This window comes from Mameliella sp. CS4 (assembly GCF_019392335.1).
In the GTDB taxonomy this organism is placed as follows: Bacteria; Pseudomonadota; Alphaproteobacteria; order Rhodobacterales; family Rhodobacteraceae; genus Antarctobacter.
The window spans coordinates 172,277-196,710 of sequence record NZ_JAHXRQ010000007.1; the positions used below are offsets into that span (position 1 = coordinate 172,277).

The 24,434-nt window shown below is 65.8% G+C and carries 24 protein-coding genes; 12 read left to right on the top strand and 12 right to left on the bottom strand.

The features are described 5' to 3' along the window. Positions 1 to 33: 33 nt before the first annotated feature. The 5 genes from KZZ07_RS11280 (at position 34) to KZZ07_RS11300 (ending at position 4,766) form a co-directional block, all read left to right on the top strand. Positions 34 to 642 carry a LysE family translocator gene (locus KZZ07_RS11280; protein WP_219514215.1) on the top strand — a complete coding sequence of 203 codons (609 nt, stop codon included), beginning with the start codon at positions 34 to 36 and terminating at the stop codon, positions 640 to 642. Continuing rightward, positions 632 to 2,026: an FAD-binding oxidoreductase gene (locus tag KZZ07_RS11285; protein ID WP_219514216.1), complete on the top strand. Its 1,395-nt coding sequence runs from the start codon at positions 632 to 634 to the stop codon at positions 2,024 to 2,026. The genes KZZ07_RS11280 and KZZ07_RS11285 overlap by 11 nt, the downstream gene beginning before the upstream one ends. Continuing rightward, entirely contained in the window at positions 2,023 to 2,949 is a 927-nt protein-coding gene (locus tag KZZ07_RS11290) for a sugar kinase (protein WP_219514217.1), read from the top strand. The genes KZZ07_RS11285 and KZZ07_RS11290 overlap by 4 nt, the downstream gene beginning before the upstream one ends. Continuing rightward, the gene (denD, locus tag KZZ07_RS11295) at positions 2,946 to 3,908 is read left to right on the top strand and encodes a D-erythronate dehydrogenase (RefSeq protein WP_219514218.1); all 963 of its coding nucleotides are present in this window, start codon (positions 2,946 to 2,948) and stop codon (positions 3,906 to 3,908) included. The genes KZZ07_RS11290 and denD overlap by 4 nt, the downstream gene beginning before the upstream one ends. Before the next feature lie 102 nt (positions 3,909 to 4,010). Continuing rightward, the gene (locus KZZ07_RS11300) at positions 4,011 to 4,766 is read left to right on the top strand and encodes an SDR family NAD(P)-dependent oxidoreductase (RefSeq protein ID WP_219514219.1); all 756 of its coding nucleotides are present in this window, start codon (positions 4,011 to 4,013) and stop codon (positions 4,764 to 4,766) included. 11 nt (positions 4,767 to 4,777) lie between these two features. Here KZZ07_RS11300 and KZZ07_RS28075 read toward each other — a convergent pair whose 3' ends face one another. The 7 genes from KZZ07_RS28075 to KZZ07_RS11335 form a co-directional block, all read right to left on the bottom strand. Continuing rightward, positions 4,778 to 5,785 (bottom strand): helix-turn-helix transcriptional regulator, encoded by a 1,008-nt coding sequence (locus tag KZZ07_RS28075; protein ID WP_219514220.1) that lies wholly within the window; start codon positions 5,783 to 5,785, stop codon positions 4,778 to 4,780. A gap of 15 nt (positions 5,786 to 5,800) precedes the next feature. Next, positions 5,801 to 6,109, bottom strand: a complete 309-nt coding sequence (locus KZZ07_RS11310; RefSeq protein ID WP_219514222.1) for a PAN domain-containing protein — start codon at positions 6,107 to 6,109, stop codon at positions 5,801 to 5,803. An 18-nt stretch (positions 6,110 to 6,127) separates the two neighbouring features. Beyond that, on the bottom strand, positions 6,128 to 6,430 hold the full coding sequence (locus tag KZZ07_RS11315; RefSeq protein WP_219514224.1) for a hypothetical protein: 303 nt from the start codon (positions 6,428 to 6,430) through the stop codon (positions 6,128 to 6,130). 209 nt (positions 6,431 to 6,639) lie between these two features. After that, positions 6,640 to 7,716: a PLP-dependent cysteine synthase family protein gene (locus KZZ07_RS11320; protein ID WP_219514226.1), complete on the bottom strand. Its 1,077-nt coding sequence runs from the start codon at positions 7,714 to 7,716 to the stop codon at positions 6,640 to 6,642. Between the two features lie 74 nt (positions 7,717 to 7,790). Further along, on the bottom strand, positions 7,791 to 8,324 hold the full coding sequence (locus KZZ07_RS11325) for a flavodoxin domain-containing protein (protein ID WP_219514228.1): 534 nt from the start codon (positions 8,322 to 8,324) through the stop codon (positions 7,791 to 7,793). Between the two features lie 115 nt (positions 8,325 to 8,439). Next, positions 8,440 to 9,387, bottom strand: coding sequence for a 2-hydroxyacid dehydrogenase (locus tag KZZ07_RS11330; RefSeq protein ID WP_219514230.1), 948 nt, complete (start codon positions 9,385 to 9,387; stop codon positions 8,440 to 8,442). Positions 9,388 to 9,400: 13 nt separating this feature from the next. Next, on the bottom strand, positions 9,401 to 10,570 hold the full coding sequence (locus tag KZZ07_RS11335; protein WP_219514231.1) for a pyridoxal phosphate-dependent aminotransferase: 1,170 nt from the start codon (positions 10,568 to 10,570) through the stop codon (positions 9,401 to 9,403). A 171-nt stretch (positions 10,571 to 10,741) separates the two neighbouring features. On the opposite strand from KZZ07_RS11335, the gene KZZ07_RS11340 reads away from it, so the two are divergent. From KZZ07_RS11340 to KZZ07_RS11370, 7 genes are all read left to right on the top strand, one after another. After that, the gene (locus KZZ07_RS11340; protein ID WP_255564290.1) at positions 10,742 to 11,542 is read left to right on the top strand and encodes a crotonase/enoyl-CoA hydratase family protein; all 801 of its coding nucleotides are present in this window, start codon (positions 10,742 to 10,744) and stop codon (positions 11,540 to 11,542) included. A gap of 26 nt (positions 11,543 to 11,568) precedes the next feature. Further along, positions 11,569 to 12,444, top strand: coding sequence for an amidohydrolase family protein (locus tag KZZ07_RS11345; protein ID WP_219514279.1), 876 nt, complete (start codon positions 11,569 to 11,571; stop codon positions 12,442 to 12,444). 254 nt (positions 12,445 to 12,698) lie between these two features. Beyond that, the gene (locus tag KZZ07_RS11350) at positions 12,699 to 13,979 is read left to right on the top strand and encodes a flavin-dependent oxidoreductase (protein WP_219514232.1); all 1,281 of its coding nucleotides are present in this window, start codon (positions 12,699 to 12,701) and stop codon (positions 13,977 to 13,979) included. Positions 13,980 to 14,246: 267 nt separating this feature from the next. Further along, complete coding sequence (locus KZZ07_RS11355) at positions 14,247 to 15,158, top strand: sugar ABC transporter substrate-binding protein (RefSeq protein ID WP_219514233.1); 912 nt, start codon at positions 14,247 to 14,249, stop codon at positions 15,156 to 15,158. 85 nt (positions 15,159 to 15,243) lie between these two features. Continuing rightward, the gene (locus KZZ07_RS11360) at positions 15,244 to 16,356 is read left to right on the top strand and encodes an ABC transporter permease (protein ID WP_219514234.1); all 1,113 of its coding nucleotides are present in this window, start codon (positions 15,244 to 15,246) and stop codon (positions 16,354 to 16,356) included. A 228-nt stretch (positions 16,357 to 16,584) separates the two neighbouring features. Continuing rightward, the gene (locus KZZ07_RS11365; RefSeq protein WP_219514235.1) at positions 16,585 to 17,355 is read left to right on the top strand and encodes an ATP-binding cassette domain-containing protein; all 771 of its coding nucleotides are present in this window, start codon (positions 16,585 to 16,587) and stop codon (positions 17,353 to 17,355) included. Positions 17,356 to 17,484: 129 nt separating this feature from the next. Next, a complete protein-coding gene (locus tag KZZ07_RS11370; RefSeq protein ID WP_219514236.1) occupies positions 17,485 to 18,180 on the top strand; it encodes a DUF4336 domain-containing protein in 696 nt (231 codons plus the stop codon). Positions 18,181 to 18,440: 260 nt separating this feature from the next. Here the strand turns inward: KZZ07_RS11370 and KZZ07_RS11375 are convergent, their stop codons facing one another. From KZZ07_RS11375 to KZZ07_RS11395, 5 genes are all read right to left on the bottom strand, one after another. Further along, positions 18,441 to 19,619 carry a geranylgeranyl diphosphate reductase gene (locus tag KZZ07_RS11375; RefSeq protein ID WP_219514237.1) on the bottom strand — a complete coding sequence of 393 codons (1,179 nt, stop codon included), beginning with the start codon at positions 19,617 to 19,619 and terminating at the stop codon, positions 18,441 to 18,443. Between the two features lie 3 nt (positions 19,620 to 19,622). Next, entirely contained in the window at positions 19,623 to 20,912 is a 1,290-nt protein-coding gene (locus tag KZZ07_RS11380; RefSeq protein ID WP_219514238.1) for a BCD family MFS transporter, read from the bottom strand. After that, positions 20,909 to 21,820 carry a chlorophyll synthase ChlG gene (gene chlG / locus KZZ07_RS11385; protein ID WP_219514239.1) on the bottom strand — a complete coding sequence of 304 codons (912 nt, stop codon included), beginning with the start codon at positions 21,818 to 21,820 and terminating at the stop codon, positions 20,909 to 20,911. Before chlG ends, KZZ07_RS11380 begins: the two co-directional genes overlap by 4 nt. A gap of 66 nt (positions 21,821 to 21,886) precedes the next feature. Continuing rightward, positions 21,887 to 23,350, bottom strand: a complete 1,464-nt coding sequence (gene ppsR, locus KZZ07_RS11390) for a transcriptional regulator PpsR (protein WP_219514240.1) — start codon at positions 23,348 to 23,350, stop codon at positions 21,887 to 21,889. Between the two features lie 46 nt (positions 23,351 to 23,396). Continuing rightward, the gene (locus tag KZZ07_RS11395; protein WP_255564291.1) at positions 23,397 to 24,194 is read right to left on the bottom strand and encodes a cobalamin B12-binding domain-containing protein; all 798 of its coding nucleotides are present in this window, start codon (positions 24,192 to 24,194) and stop codon (positions 23,397 to 23,399) included. Positions 24,195 to 24,434: the final 240 nt, after the last annotated feature.

The window sequence follows — 24,434 nt, forward strand, 5'->3', positions numbered from 1 at the left end:
GGAGAACATGACAGCAACACGGGCGCCTGCCCCATGCTGAATTTTGCGCTGGCCGTCTTCTTTCTGATCATCACGCCGGGACCGGGCGTGCTGTCGACCGCCGGGCTGGGGGCGGCCTATGGCTTTCGCCCCGGGCTGGCCTATGTGCTGGGGCTTTTTATCGGCACCAACCTGGTGGCGCTGGCGGTGATCTCGGGCGTGGCGGCCATCGTGCTATCGGTGCCGGTGGTGCGCACGGTTCTGATGGTGGCCTCTATCGCCTACCTGCTTTACCTCGCCGCGCGGATCGCCTTTGCCGGCAGCAAGATCGCCTTCATCGAGGCCAAGGCCCCGCCCGCCGTGCTCTCGGGCATCCTGCTTCAGGCGATCAACCCCAAGGCCTACGCGGTCAACACCACGCTCTTTGCCGGTTTCCCCTACGCGCCCGACAACATCATGTTCGAGACGGTATCCAAGCTGATCATCGTCAATACGATCTGGATTCCGATCCATCTGGGCTGGCTGCTGGCCGGGGCCACGCTGCACCGGCTGAACCTGCCCGACACCACCCAGCGCCGGATCAACTACGTCATGGCCGCCTCGATGCTGGCGGTCGTGGTTCTTGCCATCTTCGCCGCCGGAGACGCCGCCAATGCCCCATGACACCGCCATCCGAAGCCTGCAGGACCTGCTGGGCGACCGGCTGAGCACCTCGAACGCCGAACGCACCCTGCACGGTCAGAACGAAACCTATTACCCCAACACGCCCCCCGATGCCGTCGCCTACCCGGAGACGACCGAAGAGGTCTCGCAGATCCTGAAAATCTGCCACGCCCGGGATTGTCCGGTCACGGCCTATGGCGCCGCCAGTTCGCTGGAGGGCCAGCACCTGGCCCTGCATGGCGGCATCAGCCTGGACATGAGCCGCATGAACCGCGTGTTGTCGGTCCAGCCCGAGGATCTGACCTGCACCGTGCAACCCGGCCTGACCCGCAAGGCCCTGAACGAGGAATTGCGCGCCACGGGCCTCTTCTTCTCGGTCGATCCCGGCGCGGATGCCAGCATCGGCGGCATGGCGGCCACCCGCGCCTCGGGCACCACCGCCGTGCGCTATGGCACCATCCGCGACAACGTGCTGGCGCTGGAGGCGGTCATGGCCGACGGCACGGTGATCCGCTCCGGGAGCCGCGCGCGCAAATCCTCGACCGGCTATGATCTAACGCACCTGATGATCGGCTCCGAAGGCACACTGGGCATCATCACCGAGCTGACCCTGCGCCTGCACGGGACGCCAGAGACCGTGACCGCCGCCACCTGCCGGTTCGAGGATGTCGAACAGGCGGTGCACTGCGTCATCACCACCATCCAATGCGGCGTCCCGATGGCCCGGATCGAGCTCTTGGACCACATGATGGTGCGCGGCTTCAACGCCTATGCGGACGCGGGCCTGCCGGAAAAACCGCATCTCTTCCTGGAATTCCACGGCGCGCCAAAGGCCGTGGCCGAACAGATGGAGACATTCGAGGAGATCGCGGCCGAGTTCGGCGCCGAGGGCTGGCAGACGGCCAGCACGACAGAGGACCGAAACGCGCTCTGGGCGATGCGCCACAACGCGCATTACGCCTCTGCCGCATTGGGCAAGGGCAAGCACATCTGGCCCACGGATGTCTGCGTGCCGATCTCTCACCTGGCCGAAGCCGTGGCGCAAAGCCAGGCCGACGCAAACCGCCTGAACCTGACCGCCACCATCGTCGGCCATGTCGGCGACGGCAACTTCCACGCCGGTCTGTCCGTCGACCCGAACGACCCCGACGAAATGGCCCGCGCGCATGAGTTTACCCATGCCCTGGGTGAAACCGCGCTGCGGCTGGGCGGCACCGTGTCGGGCGAACATGGCATCGGCATCGGCAAGCAGAGCTTCATGGATGCCGAACATGGCGCGGCGCTGGCCTACATGCAGGCCATCAAGCAGGCCTTCGACCCAAAGGGCATCCTCAACCCGGGCAAGCTCTTGCCCGCCCAACCGCAGGCAAGGGCCGCCGAATGACACGCTTTCTTTCCCTTGGCGAAATCATGGTCGAAATGGCCCCGGCGCCGCAGAATCCCGGGCTTTTCCGCCTGGGCTATGCCGGGGACACCTTCAACACGGCCTGGTACGCGCGCCGCCTGCTGCCCGCCACATGGACCGTCAGCTATGGCACCGTTCTGGGAGAGGACGCCATGTCCGACGACCTGGCCCGCTTCATCGGTGCGCAGGGTATGTCCAACGACGCAATCCGGCGCCACCCAACCCGAACGCCCGGGCTCTACATGATCCAGACCCGCGAGGGAGAGCGCAGCTTCTCCTATTGGCGCGGCCAGTCGGCGGCCAGGACCCTCGCCGATGACCCGGACTGGCTGGACGAGATCATGGCGGAACGCGACGTGATCCAGTTCTCGGGGATCACCCTGGCCATCCTCGCGCCCGAGGCGCGCCGGACGCTCTGCACCGCGCTGGGACGGGCACGCGCGGCGGGGGCCATGATCGCCTTTGATACCAACCTGCGCCCGGCGCTCTGGGAAAGCGCCGAGGCCATGCGCTCGGGCCTGCTCATGGGCGCCGCCGTCTCGGATACCGTCCTGCCCAGCTTCGACGAGGAACAGCTAGCCTTTCAGGACGCCACGCCCGAGGACACGCTGCAACGCTACCGCGCCGCCGGGGCCAGCTGCGTGGTGATCAAGAACGGCGCAGCCCCCTGCCACGGCTGGTCCGAGTCGGACGGAACCGTCACCACCACACCGCCCGAGGTGCACAGGATCACCGACAGCACCGCGGCGGGCGACAGTTTCGGCGCCGGTTTCCTGGCCGCCCGCGCCACCGGCGCCAGCCTCGGCACCGCCATGTCCCGCGCCGCCCACCTGGCGGCAGAGGTCATCCAGCACCCCGGCGCACTGGCGCCGCAGATCTTCGACCAAGGAGAGACCCCATGAACATCCTCATCATCGGCGGCGCCGGTCTCATCGGCCAGAAACTCGCCCGCCTGCTGGCATCGCGCGGCACCTTGCGCGGCAAGCCGATCACCCGCCTGACCCTGGCCGATGTCGTCACCCCGGCCGGAATCGACGCGCCCTTCGACGTGCAGTACCAGACCGCCGACATCACCGATCCGGCCTCCGCCGCCGAGGCCATCGCGCCGGACACCGACGTGATCTACCTGCTGGCGGCGGTCGTCTCGGCCCATGCCGAAGAGGATTTCGACTTCGGCTACAAGGTCAACATGCACGGGCACCTCAACGTGCTGGAACGCGCCCGCGCGCTCGGCACCCAGCCTGTCGTGGTCTTCACCTCCTCCATCGCCGTCTACGGCGGCGAGGTGCCCCAGCCCTTCACCGACGACAGTTTCCTCAACCCCCAGATCAGCTACGGCACGCAGAAGGCCATCGGAGAGCTGCTGTTGAACGACTACTCGCGCCGCGGCTTCATCGACGGACGCGGCTTTCGCCTGCCGACCATCTCTGTCCGGCCCGGCAAACCCAACCGCGCCGCCTCGGGCTTCATGTCCTCGATCCTGCGTGAACCCCTGCAGGGCCAGACCGCCAATTGCCCGGTGGACCCGGACTTCCACCATTTCTACCTCAGCCCCCGCAAATGCGTCGAAAACCTGGTCAAGGGCGCCGAGATCCCGCGCGAGGACCTCGGGATGAACCATTGCATGACCATGCCGGGCCGGATGTGGACCATCCGCCAGATGATCGACGCCATGACCGCCGTCGCCGGGCCGGAGCCCGCCAAGCTCATCACCTGGGAACCGCAGCCCGAGATCGACCACATCCTCAAGGGCTGGCGCAACGACATCCGCCCGCAAAAAGCCGCCCGCCTCGGCCTCGAACCCGACGCCAGCTTCGAGGACAATATCCGCTACTTCCTCGAGGACGACCTGCCCGCCTGAGACCGGCCCCGGGTTTCTTTGGGCTTCAAATACCTCTGGGGGTGAATGCGCGGCACGCGCAGAGGGGGCAAAGCCCCCTGCCCCCCAACCACGGAGAACAGCATGCCTGATTTCGCAATCTACCCCAGCCTCAAGGGCAAGACCGTCTTCATCACCGGCGGCGCCTCGGGCATCGGGTCCGAGATGGTCCGCGCCTTCGCCGCGCAGGGCGCCCGGACCGGCTTTGTCGATTTCGACCGCGAGGCCAGCGAAAAACTTGCCGCCGAGACCGGCGGAGAGGTCCTCTTCGACTTCTGCGACCTGCGCGAGATCGACCAGCTCAAGGCCAGCTTTGCCCGTCTTGCGAAAAAGCTTGGCCCCGCCACGGTGCTGGTCAACAACGCCGCCCGCGACGACCGCCACAACTGGCAGGACGTGACGCCCGACTACTGGGACGAGCGCATGGCCACCAACATCCGGCACCAGTTCTTTGCCATCCAGGCCGTCGCGCCGGGCATGATCAAGGCCGGGACCGGGTCGATCATCAACATGGGATCGAACAGCTGGTGGGAAGCGGGCGGCGGCATGCCCGCCTACACCACCGCAAAATCCGCCGTGCACGGGCTGACCCGGACGATGGCCCGCGACCTGGGCGAACACAATATCCGCGTGAATGCCATCGTCCCCGGCTGGATCATGACCGAACGGCAGAAAGAGCTCTGGGTGACGCCCGAGGCCATCGACAAGCACCGCCAGCGGCAATGCCTTCCGGATCTGATCGAACCGGTCTACCTGGCGCGCATGGCGCTGTTCCTGGCCTCCGACGACAGCGCCATGTGCACCGCGTCGAATTTCATGGTCGAGGCAGGGTCCATCTGATCGCCTGAGCCCTAGGCCTCGCGCGCCGCGCGGATATCGCGCGGCGTGGCGTCATAGCGCTTTCTGAAAGCCCGGTTGAAACAAGAGACATCCCCGAACCCGGCGTCGAGCGCGATCCGGCTGATCGGGCTGGTGTCCCGGGCCGGGTCCGACAGGGCCTCGAACGCCAGGTCCAGGCGGCGCTGCAGCACAAGCGCGGTAAAGGTATCGCCCTCGCTGGCCAACAGCTTGCGGATATAGCTTGGCGTCACGCGCATGGCGCCTGCCACCTCGGCGATCGAGAACCCCTCGTTCGCCGCGCCGAAACGGATCGCCGCATGGATCTGGCGCAGGCGGGCCGCCGCCAGGCCACGCTGGTTGGCAACATGCCATTCCTCGCGGCGGGCACCGATGGCGCAGCCGGCCAGATCCGCGATATGCAGGCTGATCATCTCCAGCATCGCGGGGTCGATCCGTTCTTCTGCCATCAGCATCCGGACATAGCCGGTCAGCAGGCTCAGCCCGTTGGTGCCACGGGGCAGCACGGTCATCGTCAGCCTGTCAATGTCGGCCACGCGGCATTCCATCACTCTGGCTGGCAGGGTGACGGTCATGTAGCGACCGCTGCTGGACAGGGTGCGCCCCGCGTCGTCGGACCGCCGGACAAGAACATCGCCGGAATGCGCGACCAGTTCCGCCCCGCGCTGTTGAAGGCTGACGGTGCCTTCGATCGGGATCAGCAGGATGATATCGTTGTTGCCATCGCCCAAGAGTTCGGCTGTCCGTTCACAACTGATCGAGGAAACCACGCCCAGCCCAAGCGCGGCAGAGCCGAAGTCCCGAAACACCGCGTCGTGAAAGATCGGCCCGTCCTCCAGCGGCGCCATATCGAGCCGGATCACCTCGCGCCCAAAAACCTCGCGCCAGATCTCCATCCGGTGCGAGGGCGGAAGGTGACTGGCCGAGAACCGCACATATGGCGCCCCGGCCAGCTTCGTGTCGGGCCGACTCTCTGTCATGGTGCCACAGTACCACGACACCGGGCGGTCCCCGTCTCAGATATTGGCATCAGGGTCGAGGAAGCCGCAGTAGTCCTTGTCGCTGCCCTCGTCATCCGAGACGTCCGCAAGGGTCCGGCACTCGCCGGGCGCTGACTTGGGATTGAAATTGTGCGGCGTGTAGGACCAGGCGATACAGCCCTCGGTATCCCGGCAAAGCTGCTCGCAGGCGGCAGGGCCGACCTGCTCGTAGTTGAAAACCGCAGAGGTGGAGCCGGGCAGAAGCTTGCAGTGTTCGTAGTCCTCGGCGAGGGCAGGTACAGCGGTCAAGCAGACCGCCGCCGTCATGAAAAGCGTGCGCAACATGGTCAGGTTCCTTTCGGTTCAGCGTGCAATCTTGCCGCAAAAGGCGCGGTCGGAGTCCTCGGTCTTGTAGACATCGCCCAAGAGCTGGCAGTGCCCGGCCATGGAGGAGTCAAAGCTGTGGGGCCGGAAGTTCCAGGCCGCGCAGGCCTCATCCGCCTCGCAGGCCGCAAGGCAGGTCTCGTATCCGGTGTGATTGTCGTTGTCATTGGACAGGATGGTACTGACCGCCGACTGCCAGCAGTTCTCAGGCGCGTCCTGCGCCAGGGCCGCGCCGGACAAACAGATCAGGGTCGCGGCGGCAAGTATCGAAAATCGTTGCATGAATACTCCTGGGAACGATGAGTTGGTTCCCAGAGCATATTCGGGCGGCCAAGAGGCCGTCTTGGACGGGCCTCGCCTCAGACTTGGACAAACCGCGCCTTTTGGCCAAGGTCTGCGGCAATCCGCCGACGCCCCAGTCCCGGCCCCCGCGCCGGGACCTCACCGTATCCGGGCGGCCCCGAGTCCTGCCCGGGGCGCGCGTCGCGTTTTTATTCCGCGGCCATCTGTGCTGTGGGTGTCGACAGCGAGATTGTCCGTTCCTCTTCGGTCATGTCCTCCGGCACCCCCTCGAAGAGAGGCGTCGACAGATAGCGTTCGCCCGTGTCGGGCAGCATGACCAGCATGACCGAGCCTTCGGGCGCGTTCTCTGCCGCCTTCATCGCCACGGCAAAGCTGGCGCCGCCGGAGATGCCGGTAAAGATCCCTTCTTCCGCCGCCAGCCGCCGCGACCAGGCGATGCCGTCGGGACCGGGCACCGGCACCAGTTCGTCGTAACAGTTGATGTCCAGCCCCTCTTGCAACACCCAGGGAATGAAATCCGGCGTCCAGCCCTGGATCGGGTGCGGCTCGAAATTCGGATGGCTTTCGGTCGGCTGATGCGCCGCGTTGCGGGTGTTGGTATAGCCAGATCCGACAAGCGCCGCATTCGCCGGTTCGCTGAGGATGATCCTGGTGTCCGGGCGTTCCTGGCGCAGGACCCGCGCGACACCGGTCACGGTGCCTCCGGTGCCGTAGCCGGTCACGAAGTAATCCAGCCGCTCACCGTCGAAATCGCCCATGATCTCGCGCGCGGTGGTGCTGGCGTGGATGTCGGCATTGGCCGCGGTCTCGAACTGGCTGGCCAGGAACCAGCCGTTCGCCTCGGCCAGTTCCTTGGCCTTGGAATACATGCCAAAGCCCTTGAGCGCCTTGGGCGTCAGCACCACCTTGGCCCCAAGGAAGCGCATCAACCGGCGGCGTTCGACCGAGAAACTCTCTGCCATCGTGACCACCAGCGGATAGCCCTTGGCGGCGCAGACCATCGCCAGCCCGATGCCGGTGTTGCCGCTGGTCGCCTCGACCACGGTCTGCCCCGGTTTCAGGGTACCGTCCCGTTCGGCCTGTTCGATGATCCCGATGGCCAGACGGTCCTTGACCGATCCCGCCGGGTTGAAGGCCTCGAACTTGACGTAGACCGTGACATGGTCCGGCGCGATGCGGTTGATGCGGATCGCGGGTGTATCGCCGATGGTGTCGAGCACGCTGTCATAGCGGCGCCCCCGACCCTCGGTGCTGCGTTGTGTCATTGTCTTCCTCCCCTGGTTCGCCCGACTGGCGCGGGCCATTGCAAGGAAGACTAACAGATTCTGTCTCTTCGTGGTCAGCCCTTCGCGGTCAACCAGTCATCCAGCGCCGTGCCCAGTGCCGCCCAGTCGGTGTATTCGTGATCCTTGTCCGGATCGGCCTCCGGGTCCTTGGCCGTCACGATGCGGCGCATGACGAAGCGACGGAAGATGTCGTACTCCGAGGGCCGGTAGGCGCCCGCAACCTGCACAACCTTCTTCGGGTGCCAGTCGGTCGCCTGCGCGAAATCCGCCACGATCCGGTCGAGGTCGGCCCAATCCTCGGCATCATGCCCGGCGGCCGCCAGCGAGACAGAGACGAAAAGCACCGGCAGACGGTCCAGCGCGGCGCCGTTTTGGGCCGCGAATTCGCCCATGTCTTTCTGATAGTGGCCCAGATGGACCGAGGCCGCCAGGATCACCCGGTCAAACCGCGCCAGGTCGATGTCCCCGGCCTCGCCGACGGGCAACAGCTCGACCGAATGGCCCAAATCGGCCAGCCGGTCCATGAGAAAACGGGCGATCCTGCGGGTCTGCCCCTCGGTCGAGGCATAGGCGATGAGCAATTTCATGGGCGTCCCTCCTGTCGCGCGAAGGATGCCGAAACGCCCGTGGCCCTGCCTTGACCCAGGTCATATGGCGTAGGGCGGGGCTTGCCCCGCCGCCCGGCCCCTTGGCTGACAGCCCTTAGTTCACGGGCGTGACCAGCGGCTCCCCCTTCAGGAATGCCGCCACATTGGCCAGTTGCAGCTCCGCCATCGCGGTCCGCGTCTCGACGGAGCCCGACCCCTGGTGCGGCTGCAACACCACGGTATCCAGCTTCAGAAAACGCGGGTCGATGTTGGGCTCGTTCTCGTAGACGTCCAGCCCCGCCCCGGCGATCTCGCCCGCTTCCAGCGCGTCCAGCAAGGCGCCCTCGTCCACGGTTGTCCCGCGCGAGATGTTGATGACCACACCGCGCGGCCCCAGCGCCTGGATCGCCTCGCGCGTGACATGGCCCTTGGTCTCGGGGCCACCCACCAGCGCGATCACCAGGAAATCCACCGCTTTCGCCAGCGACACCACATCCGGGTGATAGGTCCAGCCCGGTGTCTCTTTCTCGGAGCGCGAGGAATAGTGGATCTGACATTTGAAAGCGGCCAACCGGTCCGCGATCTCGCGCCCGATGCGGCCCAGTCCCACGATCCCCACGGTCGAGCCCGAAACCTTGCGGTTGAGAGGCATCTCCCCCTCCTGTGCCCAGCGCCCCGAGGCGACATGCGCATGGCCCCGGATCATCGTCCGCGCCTGAGCGATCATCAGGCCCACCGCCAGATCGGCCACGTCGTCCGACAGCACATCCGGCGTGTTGGTCACGGCGATGCTGCGTGTGCTGGCAGCCTCGACGTCGATGGCGTCATAGCCGACGCCGTAATTGGCGATCACACCCAGTTGCGGAAACAAGTCCATCTGCTCGGCGCCAAAGGGTGCGTGCCCCTTGTAAGCCACCGCGCGGATGCTGGCGCGCAGGGTCGAATCCAGACCGGCCATATCGTCCGGCCCGTCGACAAAGACCGCCGGAAAGGCCGTGCTCAGCCGGTCACGTTCGTCTTGCTTGAAGCTTTTGCCGCAGATCAGCAGTTGCGTATCGCTCATGACATGGGCCCTTTCACAAAAGTTTACGGATGCGCGAAAGCGCCTCCAGGATGTTCTCGGTCGAGTTGGCGTAGGAGAACCGCAGGTAGCCCTCGCCCCAGGCGCCGAACGATGTCCCCGCCACCGTCGCAACGCCTGCCTCTTCGAGAAAGCGTGTTTCGGCTTCTTTCGAGGTCAACCCCGTGCCCACCACATTCGGGAAGGCATAGAAGGCGCCCGCCGCATCGGCACAGCGCACCCCGGGCAGCGCGTTGAGCTCGCGTACGATGACCTCGCGCCGGGCGTCAAAGGCGGCGACCATGTCGCGCACCGCGTCCTGTGGCCCTTCGAGGGCGGCAATCCCGGCATATTGGGTCGCGGCGTTCACGCAGGAATGGTCATTGATGCAAAGCCGGGTGGCGTGCTCGACAAGGCTGTCGGGCCAGACCGCGTAGCCGATCCGCCATCCGGTCATGGCATAGGTCTTGGACCAGCCGTCCAGCAGGATCAGCCGGTCACGGATCTCGGGATAGTTCAGCAGCGAGACATGTTCGCGCCCGCCGTAAAGCATGTTGGAATAGATCTCGTCCGACAGCAGGGCGACATGCGGAAAATCGGCCAGACCGGCGACCAGCTTGTCGATCTCTTCCTTGGGCGTCACCCCGCCCGTCGGGTTGGCAGGCGAGTTGATGATGATCAGCCGGGTCTTGTCGGTGATCTGGCCCAGCACTTCCTCGGCGGAAAAAGCGAAATCGTTTTCCTCTTTCAGCGCGATGGGAACGGGCGTGGCGCCGGAATACTTGATGACGCTTTCGTAGATCGGGAACCCCGGATTGGGATACATGATCTCCGCCCCCGGTTCGCCGAACATCAGCACCGCAAAGAACATGGTCGGCTTGCCGCCCGGCACCACCACCACGTTGTCGGGGTTCACCTCGGCGCCATGCCGGCGGTGCAGGTCGGCGGCCACCGCCTGCCGCAGCGCCGGGATACCATTGGCGGGCGTATAGCCGTGGTGGCCATCGCGCAGCGCCTTGATCCCCGCCTCGACGATATGGTCGGGCGTGGCGAAATCGGGCTGGCCGATGCCGAGGTTGATGATGTCGCGCCCCTCGGCGGCCAGTTTTCCGGCGCGTGCCAGCACCACGAATGCGGATTCGGTGCCCAGCCGCGACATGCCCGCGGCAAGTTTCAGATCACTCATGCGTCCTCCCCGGCGCCTCGTTTCGTCATTTTGGTATACCAGAAGCCCCGCAAGGAAAAGCGGTTATGCCACCGCCCGACAGCGCAAGCCCGATTGACTCCGACCGCGATAATTGTTTACTTGGAAACGAATTTGCCGCCCAAGCGGCACCCTGGGGAGGAGTTTTCCGACATGACCGCGCAACCGGAAACAATGGGCGACGGCCTGATCACCTATGAACTGGACGGCGACATTGCCGTCATCGGGCTGAATCGCCCGGACAAGCGCAACGCGCTGTCCGACCGCTTTGTGATCGCGCTGGGCCAGGCGGTGGCCCGCGCCACGGCAGAGGCCCGCGCGGGCGTGATCCACGGTCACGGCAAGAACTTCAGCGCCGGGTTGGACCTGGCCGAACATTCCGAGAAACCGCTCTTCGAGGCGGTCAAGGGCTCGCGCCTCTGGCACCGCACCTTCGAAACCATCGAGATGGGAGAGATCCCCTTCGTCGCCGCCATCACCGGCGCGGCGGTGGGCGGTGGCTTCGAACTGGCCGCCTCCACGCATATCCGCGTGGCCGAAGAGAGCGCCTTTTTCGCCCTGCCCGAAGGCACGCGCGGCATCTTCGTCGGCGGCGGCGGCTCTGTCCGCATTTCCCGGCTGATCGGCCCCGCGCGCATGGGGGACATGATGCTGACCGGGCGCTCTGTCTCGGCCAGTGACATGGAACGCTGGGGCGGCGTGTCCTACGTCGTCGAAAACGGCACGGCGTTGACCCGCGCGCGTGAGATCGCGCACCGCATGGCGGAAAACGCCGAATTCACCAATTACGCCATCCTCAACGCCCTGCCCCGCATCAGCGACATGTCCGCCGACGACGGGTTGTTCACAGAGGCGATGGTTGCCTCGCTGGCCACCATGACGCCCGAGGCCAAACAGCGCCTCAAGGACTTCCTGGAAAAGCGCGCCGCCAAGGTGCAGGCCCCGACAAGCTGACCGAAGGCCAAAGGAGAGAGACCATGATGAACGTCGACGACCTGGTTGCCATCGACATCCACACCCATGCCGAGGAACCCTGCTGCGGCCCCCGCGACGACGGTTATGACGAGTTCCAGGCCGGCATGGCCAGGTATTTCAAGAACCCGGCGGGCGCCTCCGGGATGCTGCCCTCGGTCCAGCAGACGGCCGAGTATTTCCGCGAACGCAAGATCGGCGCGGTGATCTTCCCCGTCGATGCCGAACGCGAGACCGGTTTTCGCCGCTACTCGAACGAGGAAGTGGCCCAGATCGCCGCCGAGAACGACGACATCCTGATCCCCTTCGCCAGCATCGACCCCTCCAAGGGCAAGGCTGGCGCCCGCGAGGCGCGGCGCCTGGTCAAGGAGTTCGGCGTCAAGGGGTTCAAGTTTCACCCCACGATGCAGGGGTTCTACCCCAACGAACGCTGGGCCTATCCGCTGTATGAGGCGATTGCCGAGGAAGGCGCCGTGATGCTGTTCCACACCGGCCAGACCGGCGTCGGATCGGGGATGCGCGGCGGCATGGGGATGCGGCTGAAATATTCCAACCCGGTGCATGTGGATGACGTGGCGGTGGATTTCCCGGACACGCCCATCGTGCTGGCCCACCCCTCGTTCCCCTGGACCGAAGAGGGGCTGATGGTCGCGCAGCACAAGCCCAACGTCTACATCGACATGTCCGGCTGGTCGCCCAAGTATTTCCCCAAGATCTTTGTGCAATACGCCAACACGATCCTGAAGAAGAAGATGCTTTTCGGCTCGGACTGGCCCGCCATCACGCCGGATCGCTGGTTGAAGGACTTTGAGGACCTCGACATCCGTGACGAGGTGCGCCCGTTGATCCTCAAGGAAAACGCCAAGCGCCTGCTGAGCCTCTGACGCGCCCCTGCGCTTCTTCTTGGCGGCAAATGCCCCCGAGCCCCCAAAGGCGCGGCCTGCGCCTTTGGCCCTGCCCCCTCCGCGGGGCCGACAGGCTCCGGCGGTCGGCAGAAGGGAGAGGCTGGCAAAGACAGAGCCAATGGCGGCACACGCATCGGATGCACCTGTGGCGCCCCGCTCGCCCGAGGCCAGCTGACAATTGCGTCCACAGGCATTTTGGCATACCAGATCATCGCCCAGCAACGGAGAGCGCAATGACCCGTGTCATCATCGCAGGCGGCGGCATCGGCGGTCTGGTAACCGCGCTGACGCTGCACCAGATCGGCCTGTCCTGCACCGTCTACGAGGCGGTGCGCGAGTTGAAACCGCTGGGCGTGGGCATCAACCTGCAACCCAACGCGGTGCGCGAACTCTTCGACCTCGGCATCGGCGAAGAGCTGTTGGACCGCTGCGGCGTCCCGGCCCGCGAATGGGCGCTGGTGGGCCTCAGCGGTGCCGACATTCATGCCGAGCCGCGCGGGCTGGAAGCCGGTTACAACTGGCCGCAATACGCCGTCCACCGGGGCCGGTTCCACATGGCGCTTTATGACCTCGTGCTGGACCGGCTGGGCCCCGACGCGGTGCAGACCGGCTGTCGCGCGGCGGGCTATACCCAGAACGAGGACAGCGCGACCCTGCACCTGGAATGCGCCGATGGCGCGCGCACCGACACCGCCGACCTGCTGATCGGGGCCGAGGGCATCCACTCGGCGATCCGCGCCCAGATGCACCCCGACCAGCCGCCGATCCACTGGGGCGGTGCGCTGATGTGGCGGGGCACCACGCGGGCGAAACCGATCCGCACCGGGTCCAGCTTTGTCGGTCTGGGCACGCACCGGCACCGCATGGTGATCTACCCGATCTCCGCCCCCGACGAGAACGGGCTGGCCGAGATCAACTGGATCGCCGAACGCACCCTGGGCGAGGATGAGGACTGGACCGAAACCGGCTGGTTCCGCGAGGTGCCGATCGACAGTTTCGTGCATCACTTCGACCAGTTCCGCTATGACTGGCTGGACGTGCCCGCGATGATCCGGGGCGCCTCGCGCGCCTTCGAAAACCCGATGATCGACCGTGACCCGATCCCCACCTGGGTCCAGGGCCGCGTGGCGCTCATGGGGGACGCGGCGCATGCGATGTATCCCACCGGCTCGAACGGGGCCAGCCAGGCGGTGATCGACGCCCGCACGCTGGGCGCCAGCCTGCTGGAACACGGCAGCGGCCCCGCCGCGCTGAAGGCCTATGACGACAAGCTCTGCGCGCCGGTGTCCAAGCTGATCCTGCGCAATCGCGGCGCCGGCCCCTTCGGCCTGCTGAACCTCGTCGACGAACGCTGTGGCGGGCATTTCGATGACATCGACGCGGTGATCCCGCCCGAGGAGCGCGAGGCCTTTCTGGCCGATTACAAGGCCGCGGCCGGTTTCGCCATCGAGACCCTGAACGCCGCGCCGCCGATCATCGGGCCCGAGGCAAGGATTTCCGCCACCTCTGCCTAAAATGATGGGATTCTCTCAGGATGCGGGGTCACAGCCCCTCATCCATGAGGGAATTTTGCCGCCGAAACGGTCGAAATCCTCGACGCAACCCGTCCCGGTCGTTAGCGATAACGACACCCGCCGCGGGGGGACGGGAGGAGGCATCAATCCATTGCTGACAACTCCCCGGGGCGTTGCTAGGCTTTCAACCGGAATACAGCTCCGGAAGAGAGCCGGTCCGCACCAAATGCCCGGAAAAACGGGCAATTGTCCAATGGAGGAGACACCATGAAAAAGATCCTGCTTGCCACCGCAGCCCTTGCGGCGATGGCCTCTGCCGCTGCCGCCGAACGTTATGTCATGATCACCCACACCCAGGGCACCGACCCGTTCTGGCCGGTGGTCGAGAAAGGCGCCAAGGATGCCGCCGCCGCCGTCGGCGCAACGCTGGAGTACAATTTCGACCCCTCGGGCGACATGTCGGCCATGGCCAAGCTGATCGAGGCTGCCGCCGCAACCGATCCGGACGGCATCATCGTTTCGCTGCCCGATGCCGATGCGCTTGGCGGCGCGATCCGCGACGCCGTCGACGCGGGCATCCCCGTCATCACCATCAACTCGGGTCTTGAATCCTCCAAGGACGTCGGCGCGCTGATGCACGTCGGCCAGCCGGAATACGACGCTGGCAAGGCCGCCGGTGAGCGCGCCAAGGAAGAAGGCGTGACCAACGGTCTCTGCCTCAACCAGGAAGCCTATAACACCGCGCTGGTGGACCGCTGCACCGGCTATTTCGATGCCTTCGGGCAGGAGCTGAACCAGATCGACGTGTCCAACGACGTCACCCAGATCAAGACCCGCACCGCCGCCGCCCTGCAGGCGGACGAGACCATCGACGGTCTGCTGGCGGTTGGCCCGCATGTCTGCGAAGCGGCCTGGCAAGCGGTCGAGGAAGTGGGTGCCGACGTGCACCTGTCCTGCTTTGACCTCTCGCCCGGTGTGATGGACCTGATCGAGGCGGGCCACGTCTCCTTCACCATCGACCAGCAGCAGCGCCTGCAAGGCTACATGCCGGTCATCGTCCTGCACCTCTACAACACCAACGCAGGGATGCTGCCGGGTGCCAACGTGACCTCCGGCCCGGGCTTCGTGGATGCCTCGAACGCCGCCGACGTGAAATCGCAGGCGGGCGTGAACCGCTGATCGCGGGCAGTTTCGGAAACATCGCGGGGACAGGCGGCAACACCTGTCCCCTTTTTCGATATATCCTTACATAATGGGGGGTCTTATGTCTGACCGCAGCGAAGCGGACCGGCTGACTCAGGAATCCGCCTTCATGCGCCTTGTGCGCCGTCCCGAGGCCGGGGCCTTCATCGTCATGCTCGTCGTCGTGACCGCGATCACCTTTGCCTCTGACTTCAAGGCGTTCAACGCCCTGGGGCTGAAAAACAACATCGCCATCATCTCGCAGTTCGGCATCATCGCCACCGGGGCCGCCATGCTGATGATCGCCGGGGAATTCGATCTGTCCATCGGCTCGATGATCGGCTTTGCCGGCATGTCGATGGCCATGATGCTGAAATGGGGCCTGCCCTTCGGCCTGGGAGAGGCGACGCCGCTCACCGCCTTCATCCTGACCATGTGCATGACGCTGTTCATCGGCTGGGTGATCGGCACCATCGTCGTGCGCTCGGGCCTGTCCAGCTTTATCGTGACGCTGGCCTTCCTGTTCTTTCTGCGCGGCGTGACAGAGGTCTGTTTCCGCCTCATCAACCAGTCCACCCAGATCTCGGGCCTGCCCGATTTCAAGGAGGAAAGCTGGGTCGCCTGGATCCTGGGCGGCGAGGTCTTCGGCTGGGTCTACGACCTTTGGTTCCAGCTGGGCGGCAACATCAACCGCCGCGGAGAACAATGGGTCGACGGATTCGACTCGCGCTTCCTGTGGTGGCTGGTGATCGCCTTCTGCGCCTGGTTCGTGCTGGCGCGCACGCAGAAAGGCAACTGGATCTACGCCACCGGCGACAACAAGGACAGCGCGCGCGCCAACGGCGTGCCGGTGAACAAGGTCAAGATCAGCTTGTTCATGTTCACCGCCTTCTGCGCCACCATGTTCGCCGCCTGTCAGGTGTTCGACACCAACACGGCGGACGCGGCCAAGGGCAACCTGATGGAACTGAACGCCATCGCCATCGCCGTCGTGGGCGGCACGCTGATGACCGGCGGCTTCGGCTCGGTGATCGGGGTAGCCTTCGGCGCCGTGACCTTCGGCCTCGTGGCCAACGCGGTCTTCTACATCCCCTGGCTCGACGGGTCGTTCTACCGTGTCTTCGTGGGGCTGGTCCTGCTGGCGGCGGTCTTTGCCAACGAACGCATCCGCAAGCGCATCACGGGGGGGATCTGATGATGGCCAACGATTGCCAAGGCGCGCAGGCGCCGGCCCCGACCTCGGGAGGGCGGTCGAGCCACTATCGGCGGCCCCACTCAATAGCCCGGGCGCGGCATGAGCCAGGACCTTCTCGCCAAAAGCCCCTCCCGGGGGGGAGGTCGGGGCTGGCACATGCGCGCCGGTTGCTCGGAACGGCAAAGGTCTCACTGCTAACCCAACCCCGGATCACGGAGGGCGCCCAAAATGGCTGAACCCTATCTCCGCGTCGAAAACCTCATAAAGAAATTCGGCCCCTTCATGGCCCTGAACGGCGTCAACCTCGAGGTCTACCCGGGCGAGGTCCACGCCCTGCTGGGCGACAACGGGGCCGGAAAATCCACCCTCATCAAGACGCTGGCGGGCGTGCACCAACCCAGCTCCGGCCAGCTTTATATCGAGGGCAAGCCGGTCAACTTCCGCTCGCCCCGGGATGCCTCGGACGCAGGCATCGGCACGGTCTACCAGGATCTTGCCGTGAACCAGCTGATGAGCGTCACACGCAACTTCTTTATGGGGCGCGAGCTGAAAGGCCCGCTGGGCACGTTGCGCATGGCCGAGATGGACAAGATCGCCCATGACGAGATGCTGAAGATCGGCATCGACTTCAGCGATCCGACCCAGGCGGTGGGCACCATGTCCGGTGGCCAGCGCCAGACGCTGGCCATCGCGCGCGCCATCTACTTTGGCGCCAAGGTTCTGATCCTCGACGAACCGACCAGCGCGCTGGGGCAGAAACAGCAGATGGAGGTCCTGAAGACGATCAAGCGCGTGCGCAAGCGCGGCGACATCGCCATCATCTTCATCACCCACAACGAGATCCACTCTCAGTTGGTGGCGGACCGCTACACCTTCCTCGCGCTGGGACAGGTGATCGGCGCGGGCAAGGCGGGCGAACTCAGCCATGACGAGATACGCCGCCTGATGGCCGGCGGGGCCGAGATGAAGGATCTCGAAGGCGAACTGGCGGCAATCTGACGCCGCCCCCGGCAGGAACCCGCCCGCACAGTGGCGGGTCCCTGCCACCTTCTCCGCAACACCGTTGCAAAGTCAATCATACATCCATAGGCTGAGCCATTCGCTGATTTCATCCGCTAGAGGCAAGTGATGACAAGGCTCATCCCGCTGGGGGAGGACCTCTGGACCGTCGATGGCCCGCCGATCCGGGGCGCCGCCGGTTTCGATTTCCCCACCCGCATGTGTGTCGCCCGCCTGCCCGAAGGCGGCTTGTGGATACACTCTCCGATCGCGCCAGATGCCGCTCTGGCCAAGGAGCTGGCCGCGCTTGGCCCGGTGCGGCACCTGGTGGCGCCCAACGACCTGCACCACAGCTTTCTGGCCGACTGGGCCTCGACCTACCCGGTGGCGCGGGTCCACGCGGCATCGGGCGTGCAGGCGAAATCCGCCGGCGTGGTGGTTGACCACCCGCTGGACGGAGACACACCGGCGGACTGGGCCGGCACCTTTAATCAACTGATCTTTGCCGGCAACAGGATCACCACCGAAGTGGTCTTTTTCCATCGCCCCAGCGGCACCGCGATCTTCACCGATCTCTTGCAGCAACTGCCCGAGGGGATGAACCGCGGCTGGCGGGGGGCAGTGGCGCGCATCGACCTGATGACCGCGCCCGCGCCCTCGGTGCCGCGCAAGTTCCGCGTCGCCTTTACCAATCGGCGCGCCCTGCGCAGCACGCTGACGCACATGCGGACCTGGCCGGTGCGCCAGGTCGTCATGGCGCATGGGCCGGTGGTCACGCGCGACGCGGCGCGGTTGCTGACGCGAGCCTTTGACTGGGCCCGCTAAGCGCACCGAACGCTGCGCTCATCTTTCGTCAATCCGCCCGTCGCATCCTCTGCCCCGCTAGCACTGAAAACCCGGATCACGACCCCGATCGGGGGCCTTTTGATCTGCGCGGAACAAGGGGGCGACGCCCCGAAAGGACCGGGACTGACACCTCGGTTCGGCACGATCCGTCCGGCGGCCGCCGTTTTCAGAATTCCCTGAACAGGACCCTTCCCCCGCCCGGCCAGTGCGCCGATGGCGGGCAAAGGCGCTGTTTCACGTCAAGTATAACCGGACGGCACCAGCCGGGTCAGATGGGCGAGGTTCTTCAGCCCGATCTTGAGATGTGCAAGGGGCCGGGCACTGACCAGCTTCTTGTTCATGTAGGCCTCAAAGGTCAGGTTCTGCACATCGACGTCATGGCAGAGCGAGACAAAACGCTCGCGCCGCTCGTCCGAGCGGTAGTAGGCCCGCTGCATCGACCCCAGGACACGGAACACCGTCTTGTGCTCGCGCATGAACAGACGCCGGGCCAGCCGCAAGTCGCGCACCCGGCCACTCGCCAGGCAGGCGGCGGCGGCGGTGGCGGCCACGCGGCCCCCGACCATCGCGTAATAGATCCCCTCGCCCGAACTGGGGGCAACCACACCGGCGGCATCGCCCGCCAGCACCACATCGCGCCCATTGTCCCAGCGCGCCAGCGGCTGCAACGGGATCGGCGCGCCCTCGCGGCGCAGGGTGCGGCAGCCGCTCAGCCCCGAGGCGGCGCGCAAATCGGCGGTGGCCTGTTTCAGGTCCACCCCCTGCACCATCGACCCCATGCCGACGCTGGCAGAGGCCCCATGCGGAAAGACCCAACCATAGAAATCCGGTGAGATCCGCCCGTCATAGACCACGTCGCAGCGGCCCGGATCGTATTGCCCGGTGGCCTCTGGTGCGGCGATGATCTCGTGGTAGGCCATGACATAGGGAATGCGGTCCCCGCCAGGCACCTCGGCCCGCGCCACAAGTGAGCGCGCGCCGTCGGCGCCTATGACCAGCCGGGCTGCCAGGCGGCGTTCCTCGCCGCTGGCCTTGTCGCGGTAGACGACCTGAGGGCCCTCAGCGTCGCGGGTGATCCGGCGAAAGGTCCCGGACAGCAGCCTCGCCCCGGCCCGGCGGGCACGGGCGCGCAGAAAGGCGTCGAAATGCTCGCGGTCGACCATGCCGACAAAGCCGTTCTCGATCGGGATATCCACCCGCCGCCCGGTGGGAGAGATCATCCGCGCCGTGGTGATCCGCGCCACAAGCTGGTCATCGGGGATGTCGAAATCCGCGATCAGGCGGGGCGGGATGGCCCCGCCGCAGGGCTTGATCCGCCCGGCCCTGTCCAGCAGCGCGACCCGGTGGCCCGAGCGGGCCAGATCCTCGGCGGCGGTGGCCCCGGCGGGACCGCCGCCCACCACGATGACGTCGAACATGATCTATTCCCCCGGAGTGAGCTGGACCGCCGTGCGGCGACGGTCCGGGATGACCCGCAGCGCCATAAGCGCGGCAAGGATGAAAAGCCCGGCCTCGGCCAGGAAGACGAACCCGAAGGCAGAGGCATCCGGGACCAGGGTCAGGCGCAGCAGATCGACCGCCGCCGCCCCTGTCAGCCCGCCAAAGCCCGCGGCAATGGCCTGCGCCGCGCCCCAGAGGCCCATGCGTGTGCCTTCGCGCGCGCCGCGCCCCTGCCCGGCCAGCGCCATCATCGACCCGATGGCCGCCACCGCGAACATGCCGTTGAACAGGCCCAAAGCCACGACAGCGGGCATCAGCACCGCCGCGCTGCCCGTGGCCCCGGTCAGGGTTATCGCCGCCAGGCTGGCCGCCGACCCGAGGCACCCCGCCACGACCCAGGTGCAAAGGCTGCCGATGCGCAGACCGGTCGCCGCCACGCCCACCGCCAGCATCCCCAGAAAGACACCGCCGTTCTGCGCGCCGCTCAAGGTGGTGGACTGGCCGGGCGTAAAGCCGAAAACGAGACCCGCATAGGGTTCGAGGATCAGCTCCTGCATGAAATAGGCCGTCATCGAGAGAAAGACGAACAGCGTGAAGTCACGGGCATCCGGTTCGGCCCAGACCTCGCGCAGGCCCTCGATCAGAGAGGGCGGCGCGGGCTGCGGCACGGGCGGCCCCAGGCGGCGTTCGATTCCCCAGGTGGCCAGCGCAGTCAACACCAGCGCGCCCAGCGTGACACCCGCCACGATGCGCAGCAGCAGCGCCGGGCTATAGGGATCCAGAAGCGCGCCGATGCCGCCCGCTGTCAGGGCGATGCCCGCGATCATCATCAACCAGGTGATGGTGGCAGCGGCGGCGCGGTGGCGCGGCTCTGTCGCCGTGGCCAGCAGCGCCAGCAAAGACGTGCCCGAGGCCCCGACCCCCAGCCCGATCAGCGCATAGGACAGGATCGACAGGACCAAGGCGGCGGCAAAGGCGGTTTCAAACAGGGCCACGCCCAGCGCCGCCCCGATGGCGCCCAGACCCAGGACCGCCATGCCGCCGATGATGAAGCGCGTCCGCCGCCCGCCGATGTCGGACAGGAAGCCCCAGTTCGGACGGGTGATCTGGATGCCGTAGTGCAGCGCCACCAGCAGCCCCGGCAGCACCGCCGGCAAGGCCAGTTCCACCACCATCAGCCGATTCAGGACCGAGGTCGTCAGCACGACAATGGCGCCCAGGCACATCTGCACCAGACCGAGCCGGACAATCGACAGCCAACCCAGGGTCATGCGCCGCCCTCGACCATGCGCAGCGCGAAGGCGGCGACCATCATGCCGCTGACATACATCAGCACGCCGGTGCCGTTGTACCAGGGCGCGCGGCCCTCGGGGTCGCGCAAGAGGACGGTCATGGCCCAGAGTTGTCCCACCAGCAGCGCCGCGATGGCCAGCGCAAAGACTGGCGCGCCCCAGAGCGTCAGCAGCGCGATCACCGCCACCTGCGGCAGCGTCATGACGATGCAGGCCACGCGGGCGGCGCGCTCTGGCCCCAGGGTGACGGGCAAGGAGTTCACGCCCATCTGGCGGTCGCCCTTCAGGGCCTTGAAATCATTGAGCGTCATGATCCCGTGTGCGCCCAGCGCGTAGAGCGCCGCGATCAGGATCACCCGGCCCGAGGGCGCCCCGGCGGACAGAACGGCGGCGCCGGTGAACCAAGGCAGGCCCTCGTAGCAGAGCGCCACCAGCCCCGGCCCCCAGACACCCGAGCGTTTCAACCGCACGGGTTCGGCGGAATAGGCCCAGGCGGCCAGCACGCCAAAGACGGTCGCGCCAAAGCCCCAAGGCCCAAGAAAGGAGCCGATCCAGAGCGCCAGCACGGTCATCGCCAAAGCGATCCACAGCCCCCATCTGCCCGGGATACGGCCCGAAGGGATCGGCCTGTCAGGTTCGTTGATGGCATCGACGTGGCGGTCGCACCAGTCGTTCGCGGCCTGGCTCATGCCGCAGACCACGGGTCCGGCCAGCACCATGCCCAGGATTACCTGCCCCGGCGCCGAGGTGAGGGCAACCCCGCAGGAGACCGCGCCGCAGAGATAGGCCCAGATCGGCGGAAACCAGGTGATCGGCTTGACCAGGGTCAGCACCGCCCGAGGCTGCGGAGTTCGGCGCGCAATGTGTAAACTTGACGATACATCCATACCGTCAAGTAAACTACACACATCGAGTCGGAGAAAGGGTTTTCTTTGCCCGCGGGCCTGCGCGCCCTAGACGGAGCGGCCCGGTTGGTCACCCGAACCGGTGTCCGAGGGTTCGCCGTTCAGCATGTCGTACTTGCGCAGCTTGACGTAAAGGCTCTGCCGCGAGAGGCCCAGCATTTCAGCCGCGGCGACGCGGTTGTTCTTGGTCAGCTGCAGCGCGGTGTCGATGCACATACGTTCGATCACGTCCGACGTGGCCGAGACCAATTCCTTGAGCGAGGCGGTGCCGACCAGGTCCATGACGTTCTTGAGCGCCTCTTCGCTGACCGCCGCACCTGCCGCGCCCTCGACCGCCAGATCGCCGCCCGAAACATCGCGCAGGATCAGCCCGACCCCCTGGTCACGCCCGCCCTTGGTCAGTTGGGCCGTCGAGATATCGACGGTCGTCCGGGAGCCCACGACACTGCGGAACTGCGCCATGAAACTGCGGATACGTCCCTCGCGCCGGGTGCTGTCCATCAGCAGGCGGCTGTTCACCCCGCCGCGCACCAGGAAATCCGAGAACGGACGATCCCTGACATCACGCAGCTGCGCCGCATCGGCCATGACAAGGAAGGCCTCGTTCGCCTCACGGATCATGCCGTTGGAGTCCAGAAGGACGATGGCATCGCTGGTCGCATCGAAGAGCGTCGACAGCGCCACTGCCACCTCGGTTCCGTCCGCGCTTTCCTCCCGGGTCGAGGCAAGGCGGCAGAGCAGGCCCAGCTCTCCGGCGGCGCGGAAATACTCGGGGTAGAGAACCACGGGCTTGTCGTTGCGGCGTGCCACCAGGTCGACGCCGGGACGGTCGTCCTGGGACCCGGCTGCCTGCAGCGCCTCCATCAACTCGGACCGGCGGCGGCCCTCGAAGGCCTGGTTCAGCGCGCTGCCGGTCAGCGTGTCGGGCTTGGCCCCCAACAGGGCGGCGGCGGCGCGGTTGGCGTCACGAATGCGTCCGGCCTCTGGATCGACCAGGATCAGCGGCGTCTCGGATGCCTCCAGCACCACGCGGAAAAAGGTTTCGGCGCTGCGGATGCGCTGCTTGTCCCGTTCGCGGGCCAGTTGCTCATTGACCAGCCGCTGCTGAACCTCGGCCACCGGCTGCATGTCGCGCCCGATCAGCAACAGTGTCTCGCCCCCGTTCACCGGCAGCGGGACGTAACGCACCGGGAATTCCCAGTCGGCGTTGTCGAAGTGATTGAGTTCGAGCGGGCCGCCGAAATGATGCGGGCTTTCGGCCAGGTTCTTACGGCGAGCGGCGTATTTGACCTTGCTCTCGACGTTCAGGAAGGTCTCGAACTTGCGCCCCACCCAGTGATCAAGGCACCCGAAGGCCGGGCATTCAGGACTGACAAAGATGCCGATCACCGTGTCCTGGGCGTCGACGTGCACGGCAATGTCGGAGGAATGTTCGATGATCTGGTCGACCGAAGCCGCGTCCGGCAAGACGCCGACGTGCTCGAACTCCGATGACGCATCCTGCCGTGTCAATGTTCACCCTCACTTGTCTTACATGCGTCAGCCCCCAACGCAGTAGCTACGTAAGCGAGTCGACGGCAAGCGACTTGGCCACAGACGCCAGGCCGCATGCCTCTATTGCCTCACGCGCGGACCGAACCGCAAGGTCAGCCCCGGTCAGAATCTCGACACCGTCGGAATCAGCAACATATTTGCCGCCAACGACGATGGGCGGGCACCTTTCCAGGCCGGACTTCAGATTCTTGATTATTTCCTTAACGTTTTCAACAGATTTGTATGTGGCCATCGAGATCCCCAGCATCGAGAATCGGCCTTCTTCGACGACATGCAGCAATTCGGCGTTCGAAAGACGGATCGCCATGCGCACCCAAAGGCCATGCCGGCGGAACTGGTCGGCAGCCGCGAAGGCGCCCAGCGTATGGTCCTCGACCGCGGGGAGAATCATCAGAAGCGACTGGCCCAGCGGCACCGTGCGGTCCAGCCAGGTGCCCCTGGGCAGGTCGGTCCGGTTCTGGAAAAGGGCCTGCAGACGCGCAGCACCGATCGTCACCTGGACGAAGGTGGCCTTGTCCTGAACCCAGAGCTCGCCGATCCTCCGCGCCACGGCGGGCACGTAGTCGCCAAGCACCTCGTCCGAGCTGACGCCGGTTGCCATCAGCGACGAGATGACCGCGTGGTGGCTGGTTTCGGACTCTGACATGATCTCTTCGCAGAGACGGTCGATCCAGTCATCCTTGGTTTTCGGAGACTCTGTCCTGCGTTTGTCCGCCACGGATTTGAGCGCAGCCTCCACGAGGAACCGTATCGCCGTATCCCTGTCGTCGGACTGGTCGTACCCACTCATGTTGTGCTCCATGCGACCATCCCCCCTCCCGGATGGTGGCGGTGGCGGCTTTCGCCTGAAACGAGTCGCCAACGCATCCTATGAGTGTGCGGGCGACACAGACAGCTGTCAATTTTTATTGACATCAAGCTCCCCTCACGATCGTCAAGCAGATGATAAGACCGAACATTATGTGAGATAGCGCGCTTTTTCACAGGGCAAGTCCCGCATCGCGCCTTCTCGGGACCGCCCACCGATGTCCGAAAAATCTGT

Coding starts and splice junctions, on each gene's coding strand:
- KZZ07_RS11280 (WP_219514215.1), top strand. CDS start 34: ATGCTGAATTTTGCGCTGGCCGTCTTCTTTCTGATCATCACGCCGGGA.
- KZZ07_RS11285 (WP_219514216.1), top strand. CDS start 632: ATGCCCCATGACACCGCCATCCGAAGCCTGCAGGACCTGCTGGGCGAC.
- KZZ07_RS11290 (WP_219514217.1), top strand. CDS start 2,023: ATGACACGCTTTCTTTCCCTTGGCGAAATCATGGTCGAAATGGCCCCG.
- denD (WP_219514218.1), top strand. CDS start 2,946: ATGAACATCCTCATCATCGGCGGCGCCGGTCTCATCGGCCAGAAACTC.
- KZZ07_RS11300 (WP_219514219.1), top strand. CDS start 4,011: ATGCCTGATTTCGCAATCTACCCCAGCCTCAAGGGCAAGACCGTCTTC.
- KZZ07_RS11310 (WP_219514222.1), bottom strand. CDS start 6,109: ATGTTGCGCACGCTTTTCATGACGGCGGCGGTCTGCTTGACCGCTGTA.
- KZZ07_RS11315 (WP_219514224.1), bottom strand. CDS start 6,430: ATGCAACGATTTTCGATACTTGCCGCCGCGACCCTGATCTGTTTGTCC.
- KZZ07_RS11320 (WP_219514226.1), bottom strand. CDS start 7,716: ATGACACAACGCAGCACCGAGGGTCGGGGGCGCCGCTATGACAGCGTG.
- KZZ07_RS11325 (WP_219514228.1), bottom strand. CDS start 8,324: ATGAAATTGCTCATCGCCTATGCCTCGACCGAGGGGCAGACCCGCAGG.
- KZZ07_RS11330 (WP_219514230.1), bottom strand. CDS start 9,387: ATGAGCGATACGCAACTGCTGATCTGCGGCAAAAGCTTCAAGCAAGAC.
- KZZ07_RS11335 (WP_219514231.1), bottom strand. CDS start 10,570: ATGAGTGATCTGAAACTTGCCGCGGGCATGTCGCGGCTGGGCACCGAA.
- KZZ07_RS11340 (WP_255564290.1), top strand. CDS start 10,742: ATGACCGCGCAACCGGAAACAATGGGCGACGGCCTGATCACCTATGAA.
- KZZ07_RS11345 (WP_219514279.1), top strand. CDS start 11,569: ATGAACGTCGACGACCTGGTTGCCATCGACATCCACACCCATGCCGAG.
- KZZ07_RS11350 (WP_219514232.1), top strand. CDS start 12,699: ATGACCCGTGTCATCATCGCAGGCGGCGGCATCGGCGGTCTGGTAACC.
- KZZ07_RS11355 (WP_219514233.1), top strand. CDS start 14,247: ATGAAAAAGATCCTGCTTGCCACCGCAGCCCTTGCGGCGATGGCCTCT.
- KZZ07_RS11360 (WP_219514234.1), top strand. CDS start 15,244: ATGTCTGACCGCAGCGAAGCGGACCGGCTGACTCAGGAATCCGCCTTC.
- KZZ07_RS11365 (WP_219514235.1), top strand. CDS start 16,585: ATGGCTGAACCCTATCTCCGCGTCGAAAACCTCATAAAGAAATTCGGC.
- KZZ07_RS11370 (WP_219514236.1), top strand. CDS start 17,485: ATGACAAGGCTCATCCCGCTGGGGGAGGACCTCTGGACCGTCGATGGC.
- KZZ07_RS11375 (WP_219514237.1), bottom strand. CDS start 19,619: ATGTTCGACGTCATCGTGGTGGGCGGCGGTCCCGCCGGGGCCACCGCC.
- KZZ07_RS11380 (WP_219514238.1), bottom strand. CDS start 20,912: ATGACCCTGGGTTGGCTGTCGATTGTCCGGCTCGGTCTGGTGCAGATG.
- chlG (WP_219514239.1), bottom strand. CDS start 21,820: ATGGATGTATCGTCAAGTTTACACATTGCGCGCCGAACTCCGCAGCCT.
- KZZ07_RS11395 (WP_255564291.1), bottom strand. CDS start 24,194: ATGGAGCACAACATGAGTGGGTACGACCAGTCCGACGACAGGGATACG.